Source organism: Sphingomonas sp. IC081 (genome assembly GCF_006874585.1).
Taxonomy (GTDB): Bacteria; Pseudomonadota; Alphaproteobacteria; order Sphingomonadales; family Sphingomonadaceae; genus Novosphingobium.
The window spans coordinates 1,924,945-1,945,218 of the sequence record NZ_CP029761.1 but is presented as its reverse complement, the minus strand read 5'-3'; the positions used below and the strand labels follow the sequence as shown (position 1 = coordinate 1,945,218).

At 65.6% G+C, this 20,274-nt stretch carries 22 protein-coding genes; 6 read left to right on the top strand and 16 right to left on the bottom strand.

Going from position 1 to position 20,274, the window contains the following annotated elements:
• The first annotated feature begins 3 nt into the window (after positions 1–3).
• From trbK-alt to DM450_RS09395, 6 genes are read left to right on the top strand one after another with little or no spacing between them, the layout of a single operon-like run.
• The gene (trbK-alt, locus tag DM450_RS09420) at positions 4–306 is read left to right on the top strand and encodes a putative entry exclusion protein TrbK-alt (RefSeq protein ID WP_142634282.1); all 303 of its coding nucleotides are present in this window, start codon (positions 4–6) and stop codon (positions 304–306) included.
• A gap of 1 nt (position 307) precedes the next feature.
• Complete coding sequence (trbL, locus tag DM450_RS09415; RefSeq protein ID WP_142634280.1) at positions 308–1,618, top strand: P-type conjugative transfer protein TrbL; 1,311 nt, start codon at positions 308–310, stop codon at positions 1,616–1,618.
• A gap of 3 nt (positions 1,619–1,621) precedes the next feature.
• Positions 1,622–2,305 carry a conjugal transfer protein TrbF gene (gene trbF / locus DM450_RS09410; protein ID WP_140926480.1) on the top strand — a complete coding sequence of 228 codons (684 nt, stop codon included), beginning with the start codon at positions 1,622–1,624 and terminating at the stop codon, positions 2,303–2,305.
• Positions 2,302–3,327 (top strand): P-type conjugative transfer protein TrbG, encoded by a 1,026-nt coding sequence (trbG, locus tag DM450_RS09405; RefSeq protein ID WP_140926479.1) that lies wholly within the window; start codon positions 2,302–2,304, stop codon positions 3,325–3,327. Before trbF ends, trbG begins: the two co-directional genes overlap by 4 nt.
• Positions 3,324–4,544, top strand: a complete 1,221-nt coding sequence (locus tag DM450_RS09400; RefSeq protein ID WP_142634278.1) for a TrbI/VirB10 family protein — start codon at positions 3,324–3,326, stop codon at positions 4,542–4,544. Before trbG ends, DM450_RS09400 begins: the two co-directional genes overlap by 4 nt.
• The gene (locus tag DM450_RS09395; protein WP_093063422.1) at positions 4,541–4,777 is read left to right on the top strand and encodes a DUF2274 domain-containing protein; all 237 of its coding nucleotides are present in this window, start codon (positions 4,541–4,543) and stop codon (positions 4,775–4,777) included. The genes DM450_RS09400 and DM450_RS09395 overlap by 4 nt, the downstream gene beginning before the upstream one ends.
• Here the strand turns inward: DM450_RS09395 and DM450_RS09390 are convergent.
• The 16 genes from DM450_RS09390 to DM450_RS09315 all read right to left on the bottom strand — a co-directional run bounded on the left by DM450_RS09390 (position 4,750) and on the right by DM450_RS09315 (position 20,261).
• The gene (locus DM450_RS09390; protein WP_093063423.1) at positions 4,750–5,661 is read right to left on the bottom strand and encodes a LysR family transcriptional regulator; all 912 of its coding nucleotides are present in this window, start codon (positions 5,659–5,661) and stop codon (positions 4,750–4,752) included. The two genes, DM450_RS09395 and DM450_RS09390, sit on opposite strands and share 28 nt — an antisense overlap.
• A gap of 127 nt (positions 5,662–5,788) precedes the next feature.
• Positions 5,789–7,033 (bottom strand): TolC family protein, encoded by a 1,245-nt coding sequence (locus DM450_RS09385; RefSeq protein ID WP_093063424.1) that lies wholly within the window; start codon positions 7,031–7,033, stop codon positions 5,789–5,791.
• The gene (locus DM450_RS09380) at positions 7,030–7,329 is read right to left on the bottom strand and encodes a DUF3240 family protein (RefSeq protein ID WP_093063425.1); all 300 of its coding nucleotides are present in this window, start codon (positions 7,327–7,329) and stop codon (positions 7,030–7,032) included. The genes DM450_RS09385 and DM450_RS09380 overlap by 4 nt, the downstream gene beginning before the upstream one ends.
• Positions 7,322–10,393, bottom strand: coding sequence for an efflux RND transporter permease subunit (locus tag DM450_RS09375; RefSeq protein WP_142634276.1), 3,072 nt, complete (start codon positions 10,391–10,393; stop codon positions 7,322–7,324). Before DM450_RS09375 ends, DM450_RS09380 begins: the two co-directional genes overlap by 8 nt.
• Positions 10,394–10,399: 6 nt before the next feature.
• A complete protein-coding gene (locus tag DM450_RS09370; protein WP_142634275.1) occupies positions 10,400–11,527 on the bottom strand; it encodes an efflux RND transporter periplasmic adaptor subunit in 1,128 nt (375 codons plus the stop codon).
• A gap of 49 nt (positions 11,528–11,576) precedes the next feature.
• On the bottom strand, positions 11,577–12,596 hold the full coding sequence (locus tag DM450_RS09365; protein WP_142634273.1) for a sensor histidine kinase: 1,020 nt from the start codon (positions 12,594–12,596) through the stop codon (positions 11,577–11,579).
• Positions 12,593–13,267 carry a response regulator transcription factor gene (locus DM450_RS09360; RefSeq protein WP_093063429.1) on the bottom strand — a complete coding sequence of 225 codons (675 nt, stop codon included), beginning with the start codon at positions 13,265–13,267 and terminating at the stop codon, positions 12,593–12,595. The genes DM450_RS09365 and DM450_RS09360 overlap by 4 nt, the downstream gene beginning before the upstream one ends.
• 184 nt (positions 13,268–13,451) lie before the next feature.
• Positions 13,452–14,153 carry a VIT family protein gene (locus tag DM450_RS09355; protein ID WP_093063430.1) on the bottom strand — a complete coding sequence of 234 codons (702 nt, stop codon included), beginning with the start codon at positions 14,151–14,153 and terminating at the stop codon, positions 13,452–13,454.
• 46 nt (positions 14,154–14,199) lie between these two features.
• Positions 14,200–14,817 (bottom strand): cytochrome b, encoded by a 618-nt coding sequence (locus DM450_RS09350; protein WP_235890259.1) that lies wholly within the window; start codon positions 14,815–14,817, stop codon positions 14,200–14,202.
• A 120-nt stretch (positions 14,818–14,937) separates the two neighbouring features.
• Positions 14,938–15,246: a hypothetical protein gene (locus DM450_RS09345; protein WP_142634271.1), complete on the bottom strand. Its 309-nt coding sequence runs from the start codon at positions 15,244–15,246 to the stop codon at positions 14,938–14,940.
• A gap of 269 nt (positions 15,247–15,515) precedes the next feature.
• A complete protein-coding gene (gene arsH / locus DM450_RS09340; RefSeq protein WP_093063433.1) occupies positions 15,516–16,271 on the bottom strand; it encodes an arsenical resistance protein ArsH in 756 nt (251 codons plus the stop codon).
• A gap of 103 nt (positions 16,272–16,374) precedes the next feature.
• On the bottom strand, positions 16,375–17,454 hold the full coding sequence (arsB, locus tag DM450_RS09335) for an ACR3 family arsenite efflux transporter (protein ID WP_221889458.1): 1,080 nt from the start codon (positions 17,452–17,454) through the stop codon (positions 16,375–16,377).
• 3 nt (positions 17,455–17,457) lie between these two features.
• Positions 17,458–17,886, bottom strand: a complete 429-nt coding sequence (arsC, locus tag DM450_RS09330; RefSeq protein ID WP_093063434.1) for an arsenate reductase (glutaredoxin) — start codon at positions 17,884–17,886, stop codon at positions 17,458–17,460.
• Positions 17,886–18,422, bottom strand: coding sequence for an arsenate reductase ArsC (locus DM450_RS09325; protein WP_142634269.1), 537 nt, complete (start codon positions 18,420–18,422; stop codon positions 17,886–17,888). Before DM450_RS09325 ends, arsC begins: the two co-directional genes overlap by 1 nt.
• A 10-nt stretch (positions 18,423–18,432) precedes the next feature.
• Positions 18,433–18,765: an ArsR/SmtB family transcription factor gene (locus tag DM450_RS09320; RefSeq protein ID WP_093065128.1), complete on the bottom strand. Its 333-nt coding sequence runs from the start codon at positions 18,763–18,765 to the stop codon at positions 18,433–18,435.
• A 146-nt stretch (positions 18,766–18,911) separates the two neighbouring features.
• Positions 18,912–20,261, bottom strand: a complete 1,350-nt coding sequence (locus tag DM450_RS09315; protein ID WP_093063436.1) for an alginate export family protein — start codon at positions 20,259–20,261, stop codon at positions 18,912–18,914.
• Positions 20,262–20,274 lie beyond the last annotated feature (13 nt).

Genomic DNA, 20,274 nt, shown 5'->3' with positions numbered 1-20,274 from the left:
CCGATGGACAGCAAGCTCCTCGCGCGCGTCGGCGCCGTCATCTTCATCGCCATCGCCATCACGATGACCGCGATCGAGATGAGCCGTGCGCCCGAGCCACCGCGCGCGGAGCCGGCGTCCGTCGCCGACACCTCGGCGACGGACCCGCTTCTGATCGAGCTGCGCCGCTGCCAGTCGATCGGCGCGGCCGGGGCGAGCGACCCCGACTGCCTGCGCGCCTGGGCCGAGAACCGTCGCCGGTTCCTCGCGCCCGGCGCGCGCCCCGCCGCTCGCATCGCCGATGGCGCCACCCCGCAGGAGAATTGATATGGGCGGCACCGGCGTCGTCGATCGCTTTCTGGATGTGTTCACCCGCTACATCGACAGCGGGTTCGGCCTGCTCGGCGGCGAGGTGGCGTTCATTGCCACCACCCTGATCGTCATCGACGTGACCCTGGCCGCGCTTTTTTGGACGTGGGGTGAAGGCGACGACATCATCGCACGCCTCGTCAAGAAGACCCTGTTTGTCGGCGTCTTCGCCTACATCATCGGCAACTGGAACGGCCTTGCGCGGATCGTCTTCGAAAGCTTCGCCGGGCTCGGGCTCAAAGCGTCGGGCACCGGCTTTACCGCCGCCGAACTGCTCCAGCCGGGCCGCGTCGCCCAAGTCGGTCTGGAGGCGGGGCAGCCGATCCTAGAATCCATTTCAGACTTGATGGGCTGGGTCGCGTTCTTCGAGAACTTCATCCAGATCGCGGTGCTGTTGATCGCCTGGCTGCTGGTCATCCTCGCCTTCTTCATTCTGGCGATCCAGCTCTTCGTGACGCTGATCGAGTTCAAGCTGGCGACGCTCTGCGGCTTCGTCCTTATCCCGTTCGGCCTGTTCGGCAAGACCGCCTTCATGGCCGAGCGCGTGTTGGGGCTAGTGATCTCGTCGGGCATCAAGGTGCTGGTGCTCGCCGTCATAGTCGGCATCGGCTCGACTTTGTTCGACGAGTTTCGCGCCGGGTTCGGCGGCGCGCAGCCCAGCATCGAGGACGCGATGGCCGTCGCGCTGGCTTCGCTGTGCCTTCTCGGCCTTGGCATCTTCGGCCCGTCGATCGCCAATGGCATCGTCTCCGGCGGCCCGGCGCTTGGCGCAGGGGCCGCAGCGGGAACCGTGCTCGCAGCCGGTGGCGCGCTCGCCGGTGGCGCCGCTGCCGCCCGCCTCGGTGTCGGCGCGGCGGCGGGTGCAGTCGGCGGCGCGGCGCGCGGCGCCGCCTTCACCTCGGGCGCCGCCAACAGCGCCTATGCGCTCGGTTCGGCCGGCAAGTCCGGCGCGGCCGCAGTCGCGGGCGGCGCAGGCGGCGTCGGCCAAGCCGCCGTCGGCGCAGCCATGTCGCCGCTCCGCAAGACGGCCGCCTCGCTCAAGGACAGCTACCGTTCCGGCGGGCGTGCGGCCGTCACCGCGACGGGCGGGACCATTTCGGGCGGCAGCTCCACGCCCTCGCCGGACGCGCCGGACGGCGCGCCCCCTTGGGCGTCCGCGATGAAGAACCGCCAGACCATGACCCACGGCGCGACCATCGCCGCTCACACGCTGCGCTCCGGCGATGGCGGCGGCAGCGGCGCATCCGTCGACACCAGCCAAAAGGATTGATCCATGTTCAAGCGACCGACCATCCGCTACGGCCAGACGCCCGAGCCGGCCACACCCTATCAGCGCGCGGCGCAGGCATGGGATGACCGAATCGGTTCGGCGCGCGTGCAGGCGAAGAACTGGCGGCTCGCCTTCTTCGGCACGCTGGCGCTTTCCGGCGGTCTGGCCTGCGGCCTCGTCTGGCAATCGACGCGCGGCCATATCGTCCCGTGGGTCGTGCAGGTCGATCGGCTGGGCGAGGCCCAAGCGGTCGCGCCGGCCGAGGCCGGCTACCGCCCGACCGATCCGCAGGTCGCATTCCATCTCGCCCGCTTCATCGAGCAGGTCCGCGCGATCCCGGCCGATCCTGTGATCGTCCGGCAAAACTGGCTAAGGGCATACGACTTCACGACCGATCGCGGTGCGCTCGCGCTGAACGACTATGCGCGGGCCAACGACCCGTTCGCCAATGTCGGCCGCGTGCAGGTCGCGGTGGACGTGTCCAGCGTCATCCGGGCATCGCCCGACAGCTTCCGCGTCGCCTGGATCGAGCGCCGCTATCAGGACGGCAGCCTCGCCGCCACCGAGCGCTGGTCGGCGATCCTGACCATCGTCGTGCAGCCGCCACGCACCCCCGACGCCCTGCGCAAGAATCCGCTCGGCGTCTTCGTCAACGCCCTCAACTGGTCGAAGGAGCTGTCGCAATGACCGGCATACCCATCCGCCGCGCAGCCACGGCCGCGCTGTTCGTTTCCGCATCCGCGCTCGCCGGCTGCGCCACTACGTCGGCCAGGCCGCCCGTAATCGCTTTGGACGATCCGCCCCCTGCGATCGTGGCGACGCCTGCGGCCGACCCGCCCCGCGCGGTCGAGATCGTGACGATACCAGAGCCGTTGCCGCTGCCCGGCCAGTTGAAGCCGGTAATGGAGAGAGTGCGACCGCCAGAGCCCGCCGATCCGCGCCGCCGTGTCGGCGACGCCAACGACGCTGCGCGCATCCAGCCGGCGCGCGACGGCTTCTTGAACGCAATCCAGCAATACCCGTGGACCGAAGGCGCGCTCTATCAGGTTTATACCGCGCCCGGTCAGGTAACGGACATCGCCTTGCAGGAAGGCGAACAGCTCGTCGGGCCGGGTCCGGTAGCGGCCGGCGACACGGTGCGGTGGATCATTGGCGATACGGTGAGCGGCAGCGGCGCAACCGCGCGCGTGCACATCCTAGTGAAGCCCACACGGCCCGATCTTGTTACCAACATCGTAGTCAACACCGACCGCCGAACCTATCACCTCGAATTGCGCGCGACGCCTGCGACCTACATGGCGTCGGTATCGTGGACTTATCCGCAGGACGCGCTGATCGCCTTGCAAGGTCGCAATGCGGCTGCCGCCGCTGCTGCGCCAGCCGCAACCGGCGTGGACGTAACGGCGCTCAACTTCCGCTACCGCATCGAGGGCGACCGCGTGCCGTGGGCGCCGGCCCGCGCGTTCGACGACGGGCGGCAGGTCTTCATCGAGTTTCCGGCCGGGATCTCGCAGGGCGAAATGCCGCCGCTGTTCGTGACCGGCGCGAGCGGTGACGCCGAGCTGGTCAATTACCGCGTGCAGGGTCGCTACATGGTGGTTGATCGGCTCTTCGCCGCCGCTGAGCTGCGCCTGGGCGACCGCCGCAGTGAACAGCGCGTCCGCATCGTGCGCGACGGCGCGGAGACGCGCCGGAGGGGGCGGCCGTGACTGACAGCCACGATGCGCCAGCCGAAGCACGGCCGGAGCCGCAGCCCGCTCGCCCTGATCCCGCCGCGTTCCAGCTTCGCGGCGATCCACCCCGCGTCATGCGGCTCTCCCGCAAGGCGCTCGCCGTCGTCGGCGTCGCCGCCGGCCTCGGTATCGGCGGTTCGCTGATCTATGCGCTGCAACCGCCGGGCGATCGGGCCGCGCAGGAACTCTACAACACCGACAGCCGCGCCACCGCCGAGACCATCACGTCCGGCCCGCGCGATTATGCGCAGGCGCCCCGGCTCGGCCCGCCGCTTCCCGGCGACCTCGGCCGCCCGATCGTGTCGGCGCAGCAGCGCGGCGAGGACGTGCCCGTGCCGCCGATCGGCGCGCAGCCAGGTCCGCCCGATCCGCGCGCGCAAGCGGCGGAAGCCGCCCGGCAGCGCGCGGCGCAGGAACGCGATGCGGCCCGCACCAGCTCGGTCTTTCTCGGCAGCGGCGGCGCGCGTGCGGGTGCGGAGCCGGTCTCGATGCCGGGCTTGCCGGCGCCTTCCGCGCAGGAACCGGCCCAGCAGGCGGCGCAAGGCGACCAGGCCGGCAAGCGCGCCTTCATGGCGCAGGCGTCCAACCAACGCACGGTCAGCGTCGAGCGGCTGACAGCGCCGGCATCGCCCAACATCGTTCAGGCCGGCAGCATCATCCCGGCTGCGCTCATCACGGGCGTCCGTTCGAACCTCCCCGGCCAGATCACCGCGCAGGTGACGGCGAATGTCTATGACAGCCCCACCGGGCGCATCCTCCTCATCCCGCAGGGCGCGCGGCTGATCGGCGAGTATGACAGCGAGATCGCCGCCGGACAGACCCGCGTGCTGCTCGCCTGGGATCGGCTCATCATGCCGGACGGACGCTCGATCGTTCTCGAGCGCCAACCCGGCGCGGACGGAGCCGGATTCGCCGGTCTGCAAGACCGCGTGAACCAGCATTGGGGCAACCTGCTACGGGCGGCGGCCGTTTCGACGCTGGTCGGTGTCGGGACCGAGCTGGGTGCGGACAGTGAGGACGACCTGACCCGCGCCCTTCGGCGAGGCTCACAGGACACCATCAATCAGACGGGCCAGCAGATCGTGCGGCGGCAGCTCAACGTGCAGCCGACGCTCACGATCCGGCCGGGGCACCCCCTGCGCGTGGTCATCACGCGCGATCTCGTGCTCGAACCTATCGGAGCAACGCGATGACCAAGTTGAAGCTCGGGCCGCTCGCCGACGACCGGCCCGTCAAGCTGGCGGTGGAGCTGCCTGCGGCCGTCCACCGCGATCTCGTCGCCTATGCCGCTGCGCTGGCCACTGAAACCGGCAGCGAAGCTGTGACGCCGGAGAAGCTGGTCGCCCCGATGCTAGCGCGATTCATGGCGACTGACCGGGCGTTCACCAAGAGCCAGCGTCAGGGGATGTCGAAGGATAGCGCATAGCGGTCGCGCACGAAGGCGAGGAATCGCCGCAGCGCGGGATTGCCGTTGTCTCTCCGCCAGTATCCTGAATAGCCGATGAGCACCGGCCCCTGTTCGCTATGAACGGGTCGGTAAACCACATCGGGATAGCGCGCGCCCGTCCCGCCCTCGCAGACGATCGATAGGCCGAGCCCATCACCTAGGATGCTTAGGATCGTCTCGCGGCTGGCATGGTGCATCCTGATGTCCGGCTGGACACCGACGAGCGACAGGCGGCCCAGCAGCATGTCTCGGATTTCCGGGCCGGGATCGGCGGCCGTAAGCAGGAACCGCTCTCGCCGTAGGTCCGTCCAGTGGAGCAGGTCACGCTCGGCCAGCGGATGATTGGCCGGCAGCGCGACCATTACGCGCTCGCTCCAGAGCGATTCGTGCCGGAACCCGTCATGGCTGGCGTCGCCCAACAGGATCGCAATGTCGATCTCGCCGGTATCGAGCCCGGCGAACAGCGCGCGCCGGTCCGCTTCCACGCCATCTAGATCGGCATCGGGATGCGCGTTGCGCCAGCCCAACATGGTCGCGCGCAGGTTTCCGGCGGAGACCGAACTGTAATGCCCGACCATAAGCCCGCCGGCGCGGCCTTGCCCCGCCGCCCGCATGGTCGCCACCAGCTTGTCGGCGCTTGCCACCATCGGCCGGGCGCTGCGGACGAGCTGACGCCCCGCGATCGTCATGGTGACGCCCGCGCGGGATCGCTCGAATATCTTCACCCCGACCACGCGCTCCAGCTTGAGAATGCTCCGGCTAAGTGTCGATTGATCGACATCCAATGCGCGCGCCGCTCGGTAGAAACTGCCATGATCTGCCGCCGCTATGGCGTAGCGAAGCTGACGAATGTCGAACGGCACGCATAGCCCTCTATTCTTTTTGTTAGCGCGTCTTTTCGATCAAGAGCCTTCCTGAAAGGATACTTTGCTTGATAGTCAAACGGGCACGATCCTTGGCGTGGCTTCACGCCCACGAACGACGCACGCCTCAATCATGGTCGCCCTCGGGAACCCAGATGCTGTGGGAATCGATCTGCAACTTCAGCAGCGCCCGCGATGCTTCCGATCGCGCATCAATCTCGGATCGGCGGGCGTCGTTCGCCTGCCGACGAGCATAGAGCAGATCGACCAGATCAATCTGGCCTAGCTGATAACCACGCTCCGTCCTCCCGGCAGCGTCGGATGCGCTCTGTGCCGATGCCTGCGCGCTTCGCCACGCCTCCAGCCGGGTGCGTGCGTTGGACAGGTCCGCGTCGGCAATGGCCGCGACCGATCGCTGGATATTGGCGAGTTCAAGACGGGCGGCGTTCGCCTCGGCCGAAGCCTGATCGGCTGCTGCCCGGCGATAGCCACCGCCCAGCGGGATGGATGCCACCACGCCTGCTCCTCGCTCCATGCCGCTACGCTCGCTGAACAAGCGGACACCAAAGGAGGGATCGGCGATCCGGTCTGCTCGAACCCGCCGCGCAACGACGGCTAGCCGCTGTGCCTCGCGATCGGCGGCGCGAATCTCGTGACTGCGCTCGACGACCAGCGCCCGCATGGTTTCGAGATTCTGTAGCGGCCGTTCGGGCAAGGCCAGTTCAGCCGGCTCGGGAGGAAGCGGTATCTCTGGAAACGTCGCGACCAGGATCACGCGCGCCTGCTCGCGCGCAGAGAGCGATGCAGCGGCCTGGGCCTGCGCCTGCGCCAGCGCAGCGGAAGCCTGGTCGAGATCGAGCGCCGAAGCATCGCGGAGCTGGACGCGGCGCCGCAAGGCGGTCAGCGCCGCTTCCAGCGAGCGCACCGTGTCGAGGTCGTTGCGATAATGGCTGCCGGCGGTCAGCCAGTCATGCCAGAGTCCAGACAAGACCAACGCGGCCTGGTGGCGGGCATCCTCCATCTGGTTTTCCGCAACCTCGACGCCCAGCGCGCCAGATTCTCGGTCAAGCGCAGCCTTGCCGGGAAGGCGGAACGGGCGGGACAGGGTCGCGTCGAACTCGTCATAGCCGCCTTCGCGGTCGACGCTGCGGCGAATATAGCTGCCCGCGATCGTCGCTTCATGGGTGCCCCTGCGCAGCATGTCCCCGCGCGCGCGGGCGGCTTCGACCCGGGCGGCCGCCGCCATGACGGTTGGATGGTTGTCGAGAGCTTCGTTGACTTTCTCGACCGGCGGCAGGTCGGCGCGCTGGGCGTGGAGTGTGCCCGGCGCCAGCATCAGCACCATGGCCAGGGCCAGCACGGACGCTCTCATGCGATCCTCCCGTGGCTGACGACCCGCAGGGCGTGCCAGCGCACCGGCCGTTCGCGCCGTGAGTCCGTCACCGCTCGGATCACATCTTCCTGGACAGTGTCCGCGATGATGAGTTCGACCGCACTTCGCCGAAGATTGCCCGTCACCTGTTCGGCGGTTCGCGCGTCGCTGAAATCCCGGCCACGCACCGCCTCTTCCCGGACGTGGATCGGCGCCCGCGCGACGGTGCGGATCGCTTCCACGATCGTCTCCGTATCCCGGATCGCGCAATGGAAGGTCAGAAGCAGGTCAGGCATTTTCGGGTTTCCCGGCGCTCTCGCCAAAGCGCTCGAACAGGATGGGCAAAAGCACGAGCGTCAGCAGCGTGGACGTGATGAGGCCGCCGATGACGACGATGGCGAGCGGACGCTGGATTTCCGATCCGGGGCCGCTGGCGAACAGCAAGGGCACCAGGCCGAAGGCCGTGATGCTGGCGGTCATCAGCACCGGCCGTAGCCTGCGCTCCGCGCCTTGTCGGACCGCCTCGGCCATGCCGTAGCCCTCGGCCAGCAGTTGACGGAAATAGGCCACCAGCACGAGACCGTTGAGAACGGCGATGCCGAGCAAAGCGATGAACCCGACCGATGCGGGCACCGAGAGATATTCGCCCGAAGCCCAGAGCGAGACGACGCCGCCGACCATCGCGAACGGAATGTTGAGCAGGATAAGGATCGCGGCGCGCAGCGACCGCAGCGTCGCCAGCAGCACGAAGAAGATCAGCAGCAGCGCCACCGGGATGACGAGCATCAGCCGGGCCGAGGCGCGCTGCTGGTTCTCGAACTGGCCGCCCCAGACGATGCGGTAGCCGGCCGGCAGCTTCACCTTTGCGGCGACCGCCGCCTTGGCCTCATCGACATAGCCCACCAGGTCGCGGCCAGAAACGAACGCCTGCACCAGCGCGAAGCGGGAGCCGTTCTCATGATCGAGCTTGACCGGACCCTGTGTCGTCTCGACCCGAGCCATGTCGCTGACGCGCGCCAACCCTCCGTCCGGCGTGCGCAATTGCAGGTCGGCGAAACGGGCGGGATCGGAGCGCAGGCTCTCGTCACCCCGGATGACGATCGGCACGCGCTTCTGTCCCTCGGCGACGATGCCGGCCCGAACCCCCTCGACCTGAGCGCGAAGCGCATCCTGCATCTGGTCGACCGGCATCCCGAAGCGTCCGGCGGCCGCGCGATCGATGCCGAGTTGAAGATAATCAACACTGTCATTGGCGACGGTCAGGACTTCCGAGGCGCCGCTTATGCCCGAGAGCGCGTGCTGGACCTGCCCGGCAAGATCACCGAGCGTCGCCAGGTCCGGGCCGAATATCTTGACGGCAAGATCGCCGCGCGCGCCGGTCAACATCTCCGACACACGCATCTCGATCGGCTGTGTGAAGCTGGGCTGGATGCCGGGCAGTCCCTCGATCGCCTTGCGCATCTCGCCGACCACGAAGTCCTTGTCGCCGCGCCACTCGGACTGCGGTTTCAGGCGCACGAAACTGTCGGTCTCGTTCGGCCCCATCGGATCGAGGCCGATCTCGTCGGAGCCTACGCGGGCGATCACATCCTGCACCTCGGGCACGGCGCGCAGCGCGCGCTGCACCGCCAGGTCGCCCTTCACCGACTGGTCGAGGCTGATCGAAGGCAGCTTGGTGAGCTGGACGATCACCGAGCCCTCATCCATCGTCGGCATGAAGGTCTTGCCGACCGCGCCATAGGCCATGCCGGCGATCACCAGGCCCGCCGCCGCCAGGCCATAGACCACCCGCTTGTGAGCGAACGCGGTCGCCAGCAGCGCATGATAGCGCGGTGAGAGCTGGCGCATGATCCACGGCTCGCCATGATGGCCGCTCTTGAGTCCGAACGACGACAGGACCGGCACCAGCGTGAGCGCCAGCAGCAGCGATCCGGCGAGCGCGAAGACGATGGTGAGGGCCACCGGCGCGAACAGCTTGCCTTCAAGTCCCTGGAGCGCAAGCAGCGGCAGGAACACGAGTGCGATGATGATGATACCGGCCGAAACCGGCACGATGACCTCGCTTGACGCCTGGAAAATCTGATTGAGGCGCGGATGGCCTTCCTCATGCGGACGCCCGAGCCGCTCGACGATATTCTCGACCACCACCACCGCGCCATCGACCAGCATGCCGATGGCGATGGCGAGTCCGCCCAGGCTCATCAGATTGGCGGACAGGCCCATGCCGTGCATGAACAGGAAGGTGATGAGCGCCGCCATCGGCAGGGTAGCGGCCACGATCGCGGCGGCCCGCCAGTCGCCCAGGAACAGGATGAGCAGGACGACCACGAGGATCGTGGCTTCGAGCAACGCTTCCTCGACCGTGCCGACGGCGTGCCCGATCAGATCGGATCGGTCGTAGAAGACATCGACATGGGTGCCGGCCGGCAGGGTTTTCTCAAGCTCCGCCAGCCGGGCGCGCACGCCATCGACGACCATGCGGGCATCGGCGCCGCGCAGGGCGATCACCAGCCCTTCGACCGCCTCGGCTTTGCCATTCTTGGTGACCGCGCCATAGCGGGTGAGACTGCCGGTCCCGACTGCTGCGACGTCGCCCAGACGGATGATGCGGCCGTCGCGGCTGGCGATCACAAGCGACTGCAGGTCGTTGATCGTGCGGATCGCACCGACCGCGCGCACGATCAGCGATTCCTCGCCGCTGGTGAGTCGTCCCGCGCCGTCATTGCGGTTTCCGCTCTCGATCGCGCCGCGCAGGTCGGCGATAGAGAGTTTCGCGCTGGCCAGCGCCACCGGATCGGGCCTGACCTCGAAGGTCCGCACATAGCCGCCGAGCGCATTGACGTCGGCGACGCCGGGCACGGTCCTCAGCGCGGGCCGGATCGTCCAGTCGAGCAGTTCGCGTTTCTGCTGGAGGCTGAGCGGCCCCTCGATCGTGAACATATAGATATCGGACAGCGGCGTCGAAATCGGGGCGAGACCGCCGCCGACCGAAGCCGGCAAGTCGGCCAGCACGCCGGACAGGCGCTCGGCGACCTGTTGGCGTGCCCAGTAGATGTCGGTCCCATCGGTGAAGTCGATGGTGATATCGGCGATGGCATATTTGGCGGTCGAGCGCAGGATCGCCTGATTGGGGATACCCAGCATCTCCATCTCGATCGGCGTGATGACGCGGCTCTCCACCTCCTCGGGTGTCATACCAGGCGCCTTCAGGATCATCTTGACCTGCGTCTGGGCGATATTGGGATAGGCATCGACAGGAAGGTTTACGAATGCCCATGCGCCGAGGCCCGCCACTGTCAGGGCGAGAGCGAGAACGAGCAGGCGATAGGATAGGGCCGTGGCGACCAGCGCGCGAAGCATGGCCGATTACCGCGACAGGGCGAGCGCTTTGAGCGCGCTCGTGCCAGCGATGACGACCTGTTCGCCGGGCTTCACGCCGGACAGCAATACGGCCTGGCCGCCGCCCGTCCCGCTGATCTCTACGTCGCGCATGGCAAAGCCGCCGGTGGTGGCGACGAAGACGACAGTCCTGTTGTTCACCGTGGCGACTGCGGCAGCCGGCACACCAACCGCACCCGCAGGCGCTGGGCCGGCGATCGACAGGCTGGTTGCCCGCCCGGCCACGATACCTGGACCGGCGGCGATCTCGGCCTTCACGCTGGCTGACCGGGTTGCCGGATCGATGGTCGATCCGACCGCCGTCACGCGGCCCCTGATGTCTGGATCGATCCGCACGGTCATGCCAGGGTGGACCAGCCCCACCAGCCGCTCGGGCAACTGGCCGAGCACTTCGTAACGGTTCGCCGCGTCGATCACATAAGGCGCGGTCGTCCCGTCCACCGAACCTCCCGCCTGGATGCTGGCGGTCGTGACGCGGCCTGCAATCGGCGCCGTCAGCGTATAGCTGCCGCTTGCGCCATGACCGTTGACCATCCGCAGGATGCGCGCTTTCTCGGAAACGTCGGCGCTGGTTTCCACAGCCATCGCACTGGCCTCGTCGGCGCGAGCGCCGGCAATGATGCCCTCGCGGCTGAGTTGTGACAGGCGGGCGGCATTCGACCGAGCAACTCCGAGGCGCGCATTTGCCCGCGTCAGGTCCGCGCCCATCATCAGCACCTCGCGGCTGGAAATGACCGCCAGCGGCTGTCCCTGCCGCACCGTGTCGCCCTCGACGACCAGCGTGCGCATCACCACGCCGGGGAAGGTCGCTGCCACCGCCACGCGCGCATTCGCCGGAGGCTGGATCACCGCCGGCACCGTCGCCAGCGGGGCGTCTTCAACGGCGACCGCAGGAGCCAGCCGGATACCAAGCTGTGCCGCCTGCTTGCCGTCCACCCTGAGATCACCGGGGACGGCTCCAGCATTTGCCTGAACCGTCCCCGGCCGTGCCGCAGGGGGTGCCGGCGCGTTCGAGTCAGCAGCGATCCACCACAGGCCGGCCACGATGCCGACCGCTACTATGGCGCCAATGGAAAGATAGGCTCGGCTGTTCATGCCCTTCGCCTAGAGGGACAAACTGACGGCTCCCTGACGGCGAGGAGATTCAGCTATTCTTCGGGAACCGCAATGTCAGTTCGCGTGCGCCCGGATCGGTGGTCAGCGCGCCGCCATGCGCGGCCATGATTCGCTCGACGATCGCGAGCCCGAGGCCCGCGCCGTCCTTGCTGGCATGGTCGGCGCGGCTGTGGCGCCGGATCAGATCATGCAGCCGATCGGAAGACAGGCCCGGCCCCTGATCCTTGACCCGGATGGCACACCCAGGGCCGACGAACACCTGCACGGCGCCACCGGCAGGCGTTGCGCGCACCGCATTCTCCACCAGATTGCGGAGCGCCGCCGCTATCGCTTCGCGCCGGCCGCGCACGATCGGCGATTCCGCCCCGGCTTCCAGGGCGATCGTCTTGCCGGCCGCGATCACACCCGGCGCCAATAGGCTAACGACATCGGTCGCTACATCGGTCAACGGCACGGCCTCGGGTGCCAGTTGCGCCGCCGCCGCCGCGTCGATCTGGGCGAGCAGCATCAATTGATCGATCAGCCGTCGCATTGCCGCGACATCGGCTTTCAGGCGACTTGCCTCGGTATGGTCGAACTGGTCGAGTTCGAGCGACAGCACCGCAAGCGGGGTGCGCAGTTCGTGCGCGACATCAGCGGCGAACGCTTCCTGCCGTGTGGCAGCGTCATCCAGCCGCGCGAGCAGATCGTTGACGGCATCCGTGAACGGCAGGGCTTCGGCAGGCATCCGCGACGTGTCGATCCGGTATCCGCGCTCATGCCCGCGCGCCGCCTCGATCTCCATGGCGGCCTCTTCCAGCGGCATGAAGGCCTGTCGGATGACCCTGAGACCGACAAACGCCATTGGCACCATCAGGACAAGGACCGGCAGACCGACATGTTCGAGCATCTCGCGGATCGCGCGATCCGTGGCCTGCTTCGCGCTGAGATCGACAAACGAAAGACGGTAGAAGAAGACGACGGCAGCGAGCAATAGGATCGAGCCGATCAATCCGACCAGACCGAGCCCTCTTGCCAGACGCCGGGAAACGGATCGCCGATGTGTCATGCTGTCTCTCGCAGCATATAGCCTATGCCCCGGATCGTATTCAGCTTTCCGCCCGCACCAGCTTCGTCGAGTTTCCGTCGCAATCGCGACATTGCGGCTTCCACCGCATTAGGCGTGACTGGCTCGTTGAAGCTGTAAAGCGCGTCCTCGATGGCGCCGCGCCGGACAACCGTGCCCGCGCGCCGCATCAGTAGTTCCAGAAGATCGGCTTCACGGCGGGACAAGTCGATCTCATTACCTTCGTAGCGCGCCGCTCTGGCCGCCGTGTCGAAACTTAGCGCTCCTATTTCGATCACGGTCTGCGCTCGTGGACCGGGACGGCGCAGCAGCGCCCGGACCCGAGCCGCGAGTTCCTCGATCTCGATCGGCTTCACGACATAATCGTCCGCGCCACCATCGAGTCCCGCAACCCTGTCCTCCAGTGCGCCGCGCGCTGTCACGATGAGCGCCGGTGCGACATGTTGTGCGCGGCGTCTTGCGCCAAGCCAGTCGACGCCATCACCGTCCGGCAGGCCGAGGTCGAGGATGATCGCGTCGTAGGCCGCTCCATCCATGGCGCTGTCCGCATCGGTGAGATTGCCGGCGATGTCGCAGGAGAAGCCACGGCGCTGAAGCCCCTCGGCCATCAGCTTTGCCAGTCGGTCGTTGTCCTCGACGATAAGCACTCGCATGAGGGGCGACTCTCTAGTCTAGAGTTCCGGCGCGGTCGTGTTCGACCTGCGTTCTCCAATCACAATGACGGAAATCGCATGGATATCTGCTGCACTTCGGGAGAAGATGATCGGCCCTCGTCGCGATACGTCCCATGGCCGAAATCACCCTGACGGTAGAGATTTCTCGATGCGATGCGAAAATTCAAAGAGATGTCCCGAAAAGGCGTCCGATACCCGCCGTCAGAGCCATCGCCAGTGCGCCCCAGAAGGTGACTCGGATCACGGCGCGGATAGGTGCAGCTCCGCCCGCCTGGGCGCCGAGGAATCCGAGCACAGCCAGGCAAACCAGCGACGTGGCGATCACTAGCGGGATCAGGAACTGTTGCGGGGCTAGCGCAATGACGGCCAGGGGCGCCGCCGCTCCGGCGCTGAAGGTGATCGCCGAAGTCAGCGCGGCCTGCAGGGGGCGCGCAGTCGAGACTTCCGAGATGCCAAGTTCGTCGCGAGCATGTGCTCCCAAAGCGTCCTTGGCCATAAGTTGATCGGCAACCTGCAAGGCGAGATCGACATCGAGTCCTCGTCCGACGTAGATATTCGCCAGTTCCTGGCGCTCGAAATCGGGTTGATCTGTGAGTTCGCGCTTTTCCAGCGCAAGATCGGCCTTCTCTGTATCCGACTGCGAACTGACCGAAACATATTCACCCGCCGCCATCGACATTGCGCCGGCAACCAACGCCGCAACGCCTGCGATCAGGATAGCGGCTTTATCCGCGCCGGAAGCAGCGACACCGGCGATCAGGCTCCCTGTCGACACTATCCCGTCGTTGGCGCCCAAGACGGCAGCGCGCAGCCAGCCGATGCGGCTCACTGCGTGGCGCTCAGGATGAGTTCGTAGTCTGCTCATCGCTTGGTCCCCACGCGATCTGACCCGGCGGCGCGGGCCGGCTGTTCTAGGCGCGCCATGGCAGCATCCTGCGCAATGTATCGTCCTTCATGACATAGTGATGGACGAGTGCAGCGAGGGCGTGAAGGCCGATCAGGTAATAGCCGATAGTCCCCACCGTTTCGTGCAGTTCCTTGATCTGGTGGGCGGCATCGCTGTTCTCTCCCATCAGCGGAGGCAAGACGAGGCCGAAGAACGGGATTGGCTTGCCCGAAGCGCTCAGAACCAGCCAACCGGCCACGGGCATGAAAATCATGAACAGATACAATGCTAGGTGGACAGAACGCGACAGGAAGCGTTGCCATGCCTTTGGTTCAGGCGTGATTCGAGGCGTGGTCCCCACTATGCGGGCGATCACGCGAATAATGACCAAGGCCAGGACTGTCAGGCCCAGCATGAAATGCAACGCTTTCATGCCTTCCCTGATGTCACTCCCTTTTGGATAATATCCGCGAAGTTCGATGCAGGCATAAACGACCGCAATCAACAGCAGCATCAGCCAATGCAGCGCGATGCTCAAGCTGCCGTAGCGTCCGGATTTCAGGCTCCCACTCATCCTTAACGCTCCACTTGTGACATCGTCCCGGTCCGGCGATGATTCAGTTCGAGTTTCGGCCTGCGCCATCAAGCTCACCGATCATTGGACTGATCGGAAGTATCGTTATTGTCAGCTTAGCCGGCTACAGGATGAACCTGACCGCATTCTGACGATGCGGCCGCGAAAAACTATTCTGGCGCATAGCCGTCAGTTGCCCAAGAATCGCTTGCGCCGTTCCTGGGCATCGGCCTTGATAATCGCTTCCTCGGCGGTGGTGCATTCGCTACCCCGCACCGAACCATTGCGGCATCCGGTAACGACCTGCCGCGCCTCGTCGATGTGGACCAAGAAATACTGGGTGCCGCGTGCATCGGTCGATGTCGGCGCGATGGGCGCCGCGTTGGCGTCCGCCACCGATTGCTGCGCTGGAATGATGATGGGCCTTAGGACGAACCCTCCGGCAAACCCGATGACCAACGCAACCAGCACGATGATGAGTGTCTTGCCTTGTAACATGCCATCTACCTCCGACAAGAAATAGAAATAACAATCTCGCTATTTAAATATAGTCAAAATAGACTCTTATGAATTACAGAAAAATCTGTAAACTTGAATTGACGCTATCATCACGCCATTATCCATAATACACCGTGGACGCTGGATTTGTTCTCCGTGAGTTGGCCGAAGGTTGCGACTTAGGGTTGATTCTTCGAGGTCGAGCGCGCGCCGCGCGGTAGAAACTGCCATGATCCGCAGCCGCGACAGCATATTGAAGCTGGCGAATATCAAAGGACAAGCGCCTGAGACCTGCTTGCGATGGGTGAGAGGTCTGTTTCTTGATCGACTGGCGCGCCGGCCGCCTTCCGTTCAGAGTAGCGATCAACGAGCTGGACCGTATGAGGGCGGAGCAGCACTGTGAGGCGCACCAGTTCCTCCATCACGTCCACGATGCGGTCATAGTAGCTGGACGGCTTCATGCGGCCGGCTTCGTCGAACTCTTTCCAGGCCATCGCGACCGAGGACTGGTTCGGAATCGTAAACATCCGCATCCAGCGCCCGAGCAAGCGCAGCGTGTTGACCGCGTTGAACGACTGCGACCCACCCGATACCTGCATGACGGCGAGCGTGCGCCCCTGCGTCGGACGCATCCCCTTCATCTCTAGTGGGAGGTGGTCGATCTGCGCTTTCATCAGCCCGGTTATCTGGCCGTGGCGTTCGGGCGAGCACCAAACTTGCCCTTCCGACCACATCGACAGCTCGCGCAGTTCCCGCACGGCGGGATGATCGTCACCCTTGACCTGATCGGGCAGCGGCAGCGTGGCGGGGTCGAATATCCGAGTTTCCGCGCCGAACAGGCCTAACAGACGAGCGGCTTCCTCCACCGCCAATCGAGAGAACGACCGCTCGCGTAAGCTACCGTAGAGAAGCAGAATGCGCGGCGCGGGATCGGCTGGCCCTAGCCCCAGCGCAGGCCGCTGGCGGACATAGGCGGGATTGAGCGCCGGTAGATTGTCGGAATCGGGGAGCTGGCGCAGCGGCATCAGGAGACTTTCATTAGATCGGTGGTCGGCAGCATAGCGGCGTCGAGCACGCCCGACAGTTCGCTCGGCGCGTCGGGATTGTAGCGGGCAACGGTCAGCCCCTTCACGCAGTCGCACCCCGCTCATACCAACCGCGCGACCGCTTCACGATCGCCACTACCGAGAGCATCACCGGCACCTCGACCAGCACGCCCACCACCGTCGCAAGGGCCGCGCCCGACTTGAGGCCGAACAGCGATATGGCCGCCGCGACCGCCAGCTCGAAGAAATTGGATGCGCCGATCAGTGCTGCCGGCGCGGCGACGCACCAGGCGACTCCAAACCGACGCGAGAGCCAATATGCCAGGCCAGCGTTGAAATAGACTTGGATGAGGATCGGCACCGCCAGAAGTGCGATCACCAGCGGTTGCGCCACGATTTGCTCGCCTTGGAATCCGAACAGCAGCACCAGCGTCGCCAGCAGTGCGATTAGCGATACCGGCCCGAGCCGGGCAAGCAGCCGATCAAGCGTGGGTTGTCCGCCACGGCCGAGGACCGATTGGCGCACGAACTGCGCCACGATCACCGGCACGACGATGTAGAGCACGACCGAAATGAGCAGCGTGTCCCACGGGACCGAGATCGAGGCGACGCCGAGCAACAGCGCCACCAGCGGCGCGAAGAGGAAGACCATCAGCACGTCGTTCAGGGCCACTTGCGACAGTGTATAGGCGGGATCGCCTTCGCAGAGGTTGGACCACACGAACACCATCGCTGTGCAAGGCGCGGCGGCGAGCAGGATCAGGCCTGCGATGTAGGACGGGCCTTCGCCGGCCGGGAGCAGTGGTGCGAACAGCCATCCGATAAACAGCGCGCCGAGCGCCGCCATCGAGAACGGCTTGACCGCCCAGTTGATGAACAGGGTGACGCCTACGCCCTTCCACTGCTGGCGAACCGAACCGAGCGCACCGAAGTCGACCTTAAGCAGCATCGGCACGATCATCAGCCAGATAAGCACTGCGACGATCAGGTTGACACGCGCGACCTCAGCCGAGGCGATTGAGGCGAATAGGCCGGGCAGCAGATGCCCGAGGCCGATGCCAGCGACGATGCACAGCGCCACCCATAGAGTCAGATAGCGCTCGAACGTCCCCATGCTTGGGCGGGCCGACACGGAGCCGGCAGCGGGTGCGACACTGGACATGGTTCAGGCGACCCGTTCGCCATTGGCATCGACTACCCGCTCGCCGTCCTCTTTCGCGAACGCGCCCTGTTGGCGGTTCGGGAGCAGATCGAGCACGGCTTCCGATGGCCGGCAGAGCTTCACGCAGAGCGGCGAGACTACCAGCGGACGGTTGATGAGGATCGGATGCGCCATCATCGCATCCACCAGCGCGTCGTCGGAAAGCGACGTGTCGGCAAGGCGCAACTCGGCGTAAGGCGTGCCCTTCTCGCGTAGTAGTTCGCGCGTGGTAATCCCGGCGCGTTCGATAAGCTGAACCAGCAATGCGCGAGAAGGCGGAGTTTTCAGATACTCGACCACATGCGGCTCAATGGCGGCGTTGCGGATCAGTCCGAGAGCGTTACGCGAGGTTCCGCACTCGGGGTTGTGATAGATGATGATGTCCGTCGTCATCACGCCACATCCGGGCGGGGAGAGGAGGCGCCTTCGCTCTGTCCTATCTCGCGCACCTTGGCGGTGAGCGCCGAGGTTTCGAATTTGTCGATCGGTAGCGCCGTGAACAGACTTATGCGGTTTTCAAGGTGGCGCAGCGCCGTGACGAACGCCCGTTGGCGCTCCATGTCGTTGCCCTGGACAGAAGATGGATCTTCGATCCCCCAATGTGCGGAGATCGGGTGTCCTGGCCATACCGGGCAGGTTTCGCCGGCTGCGTTGTCGCAGACGGTAAAGACGAAATCCATGACCGGCGCGCTGGGAGCGGCGAACTCGTCCCAGCTTTTCGAGCGTAGCCCCTCGGTTGGATAGCCGATCCGTTCGAGCACTGCGATTGCATCGGGATTGACCGCGCCCTTGGGGAAACTCCCGGCAGAAAAAGCGCGGAACGGCCCTCCACGCTTGTTGAGCGCACTTTCTGCAAGGATCGAGCGGGCCGAATTACCAGTGCAGAGAAACAGCACGTTGAAGATGCGAGTGGGCGAATTGTCAGACATGGTGGTTCCATCAGCAGCAGGGGGCAAGTTCGGCCAAGAGGGGCGCGCACAGCTCGGTGTTGCCGGCGCAGCAATCCTTCAAGAGAAACAGTATTAGCGCGCGCAGCCCGTCGAGATCGGCGCGGTAGATTATCGACCGGCTGTGCCGTTCGGATCGCACAAGGCTGGCGCGGGCGAGGATGCCAAGATGCGCCGACATGGTGTTTTGAGGCACATCGAGCCGGCGAGCGATTTCGCCAGCGGCCAAACCAACCGGTTCATGCCGCACCAATAGGCGGAACACATCAAGCCGTGTGCCCTGTGCCAACGCGCCTAGCGCAACGATAGCCGACTCATTTTCCATATATCCAGCATAACGGATATAATGGAAGATGCTAGGCCCATTTCCGTCCGATGGGCCAACTATCGAGCATTGCCAGCCCTGCGCGACAACAACGATGTGCGGCACGCTGCGTTGCTGATAGCTGCCGGAGAAGCGGCCGGGTCGCACTAGAACGCCGCCGTCACCGCGATCGAGATATAGTGTGTATTGCCGGTTTGCGGTGCATTGGGCGCCGCTTCCAGAAACCGCCCCTTGCCAATCCAGGCGCCATTAATCTCGGCGCGAAACCGCTTCGGGACCAGCCACCAGCGCACCCGGCCTTCGATCTGGTGCCCGGCGAACGAACCCGAGCGCACGGAGGGATCGCGCACGCTCGTCGTCGAAAAAGCATCAGTCCGCTCGGCAAGCCACATCGCCCGATAAGCAACGAAGCCGTCAAGCCGGGATGTCGGTGCCATTTCCAGCCGGACGCCCGGCGTGCTGATATTGGCCCGTCCGATCTGCGCGTAGATGCCCGCCGGAGCGAGATCGGCTCGTCGCATCCCGAACAGCGTATCGAACCGTCCGAACGAGCGGCCCGATCCGTCGCCGCTGGCATGGTCATATTCGACCGACAGCCGTGCTTTAAGCGGACCGTGGAAGGTATAGCCCGCATCGGCGTGTAGGAACCAAGCCGATACGTCGAGTTCGGGCGCGGTAGCCGCGAGCGAGGAACGAGCCGAGCCGAGCTGATAGATGCCCTCGACCTCAAAATCCGCCTTGCCCGGCGCGGGATCACGGATCAGCCGCGCGCTGATATTATGGAGATGGCGGTTGCGCGTCGGCCGCCCCGGCGCATCGCGTTCCGCAAGGCCAAAATAGCCAATCTCCGCCAACGCGCCCGCAATCACGCGCGGCCTGCTCACCAGCCCGCCCCAAAGCTGCAAGTCGAAGCTCTCGCGATCGAGCCGGACCTTGTTGTCGAGAATCGCGGGCAGATCGTCGGGCAAGCGCACCTGCGGCAGCGTGTAGATCAGCGTCGCCGCCGTGCCGTCGCCCGCACGGATGTCGGCGCGCAGGCCGGTATAGCCGTTGGTGGTGTTGCGATAATCGTCGGCCGCGACCAGACGCCGCGAGCCGAGATTGAGGGTGAACCGTCCCGCCTGCACGGCCAGCGCCGTGCCCCGACCAAAGGGTTCGCGGACCTCATAGCCGACATAGGCTTGCACTGGCTCCAGCGTGTTTACCTCGGCCGTGCCGATCGCGCTGCCCGGCTCGCTGCCATATGCTCGACTGTCGTAAAGCTCGACCCCGACTCTGAACCCATCTTCCCGATATTCGGCGAGGATCGTGGTGCGGATGCTGAACAACTCATCCTCGGCACCGAACCCGGCGCGTGCCTGGCCGTCCAGCGTCTCATAGCGCACGCGCACCGAGCCGGAGAGCGTCAGGCCGTCCGGCGGCGCCTGCTGCGCCCGAGCAGGTTGGGCGAAGGTCGCGGTGAGCGCGAAAGCCGATATGAGATATATATGTTTCATCGAATCACGTGAA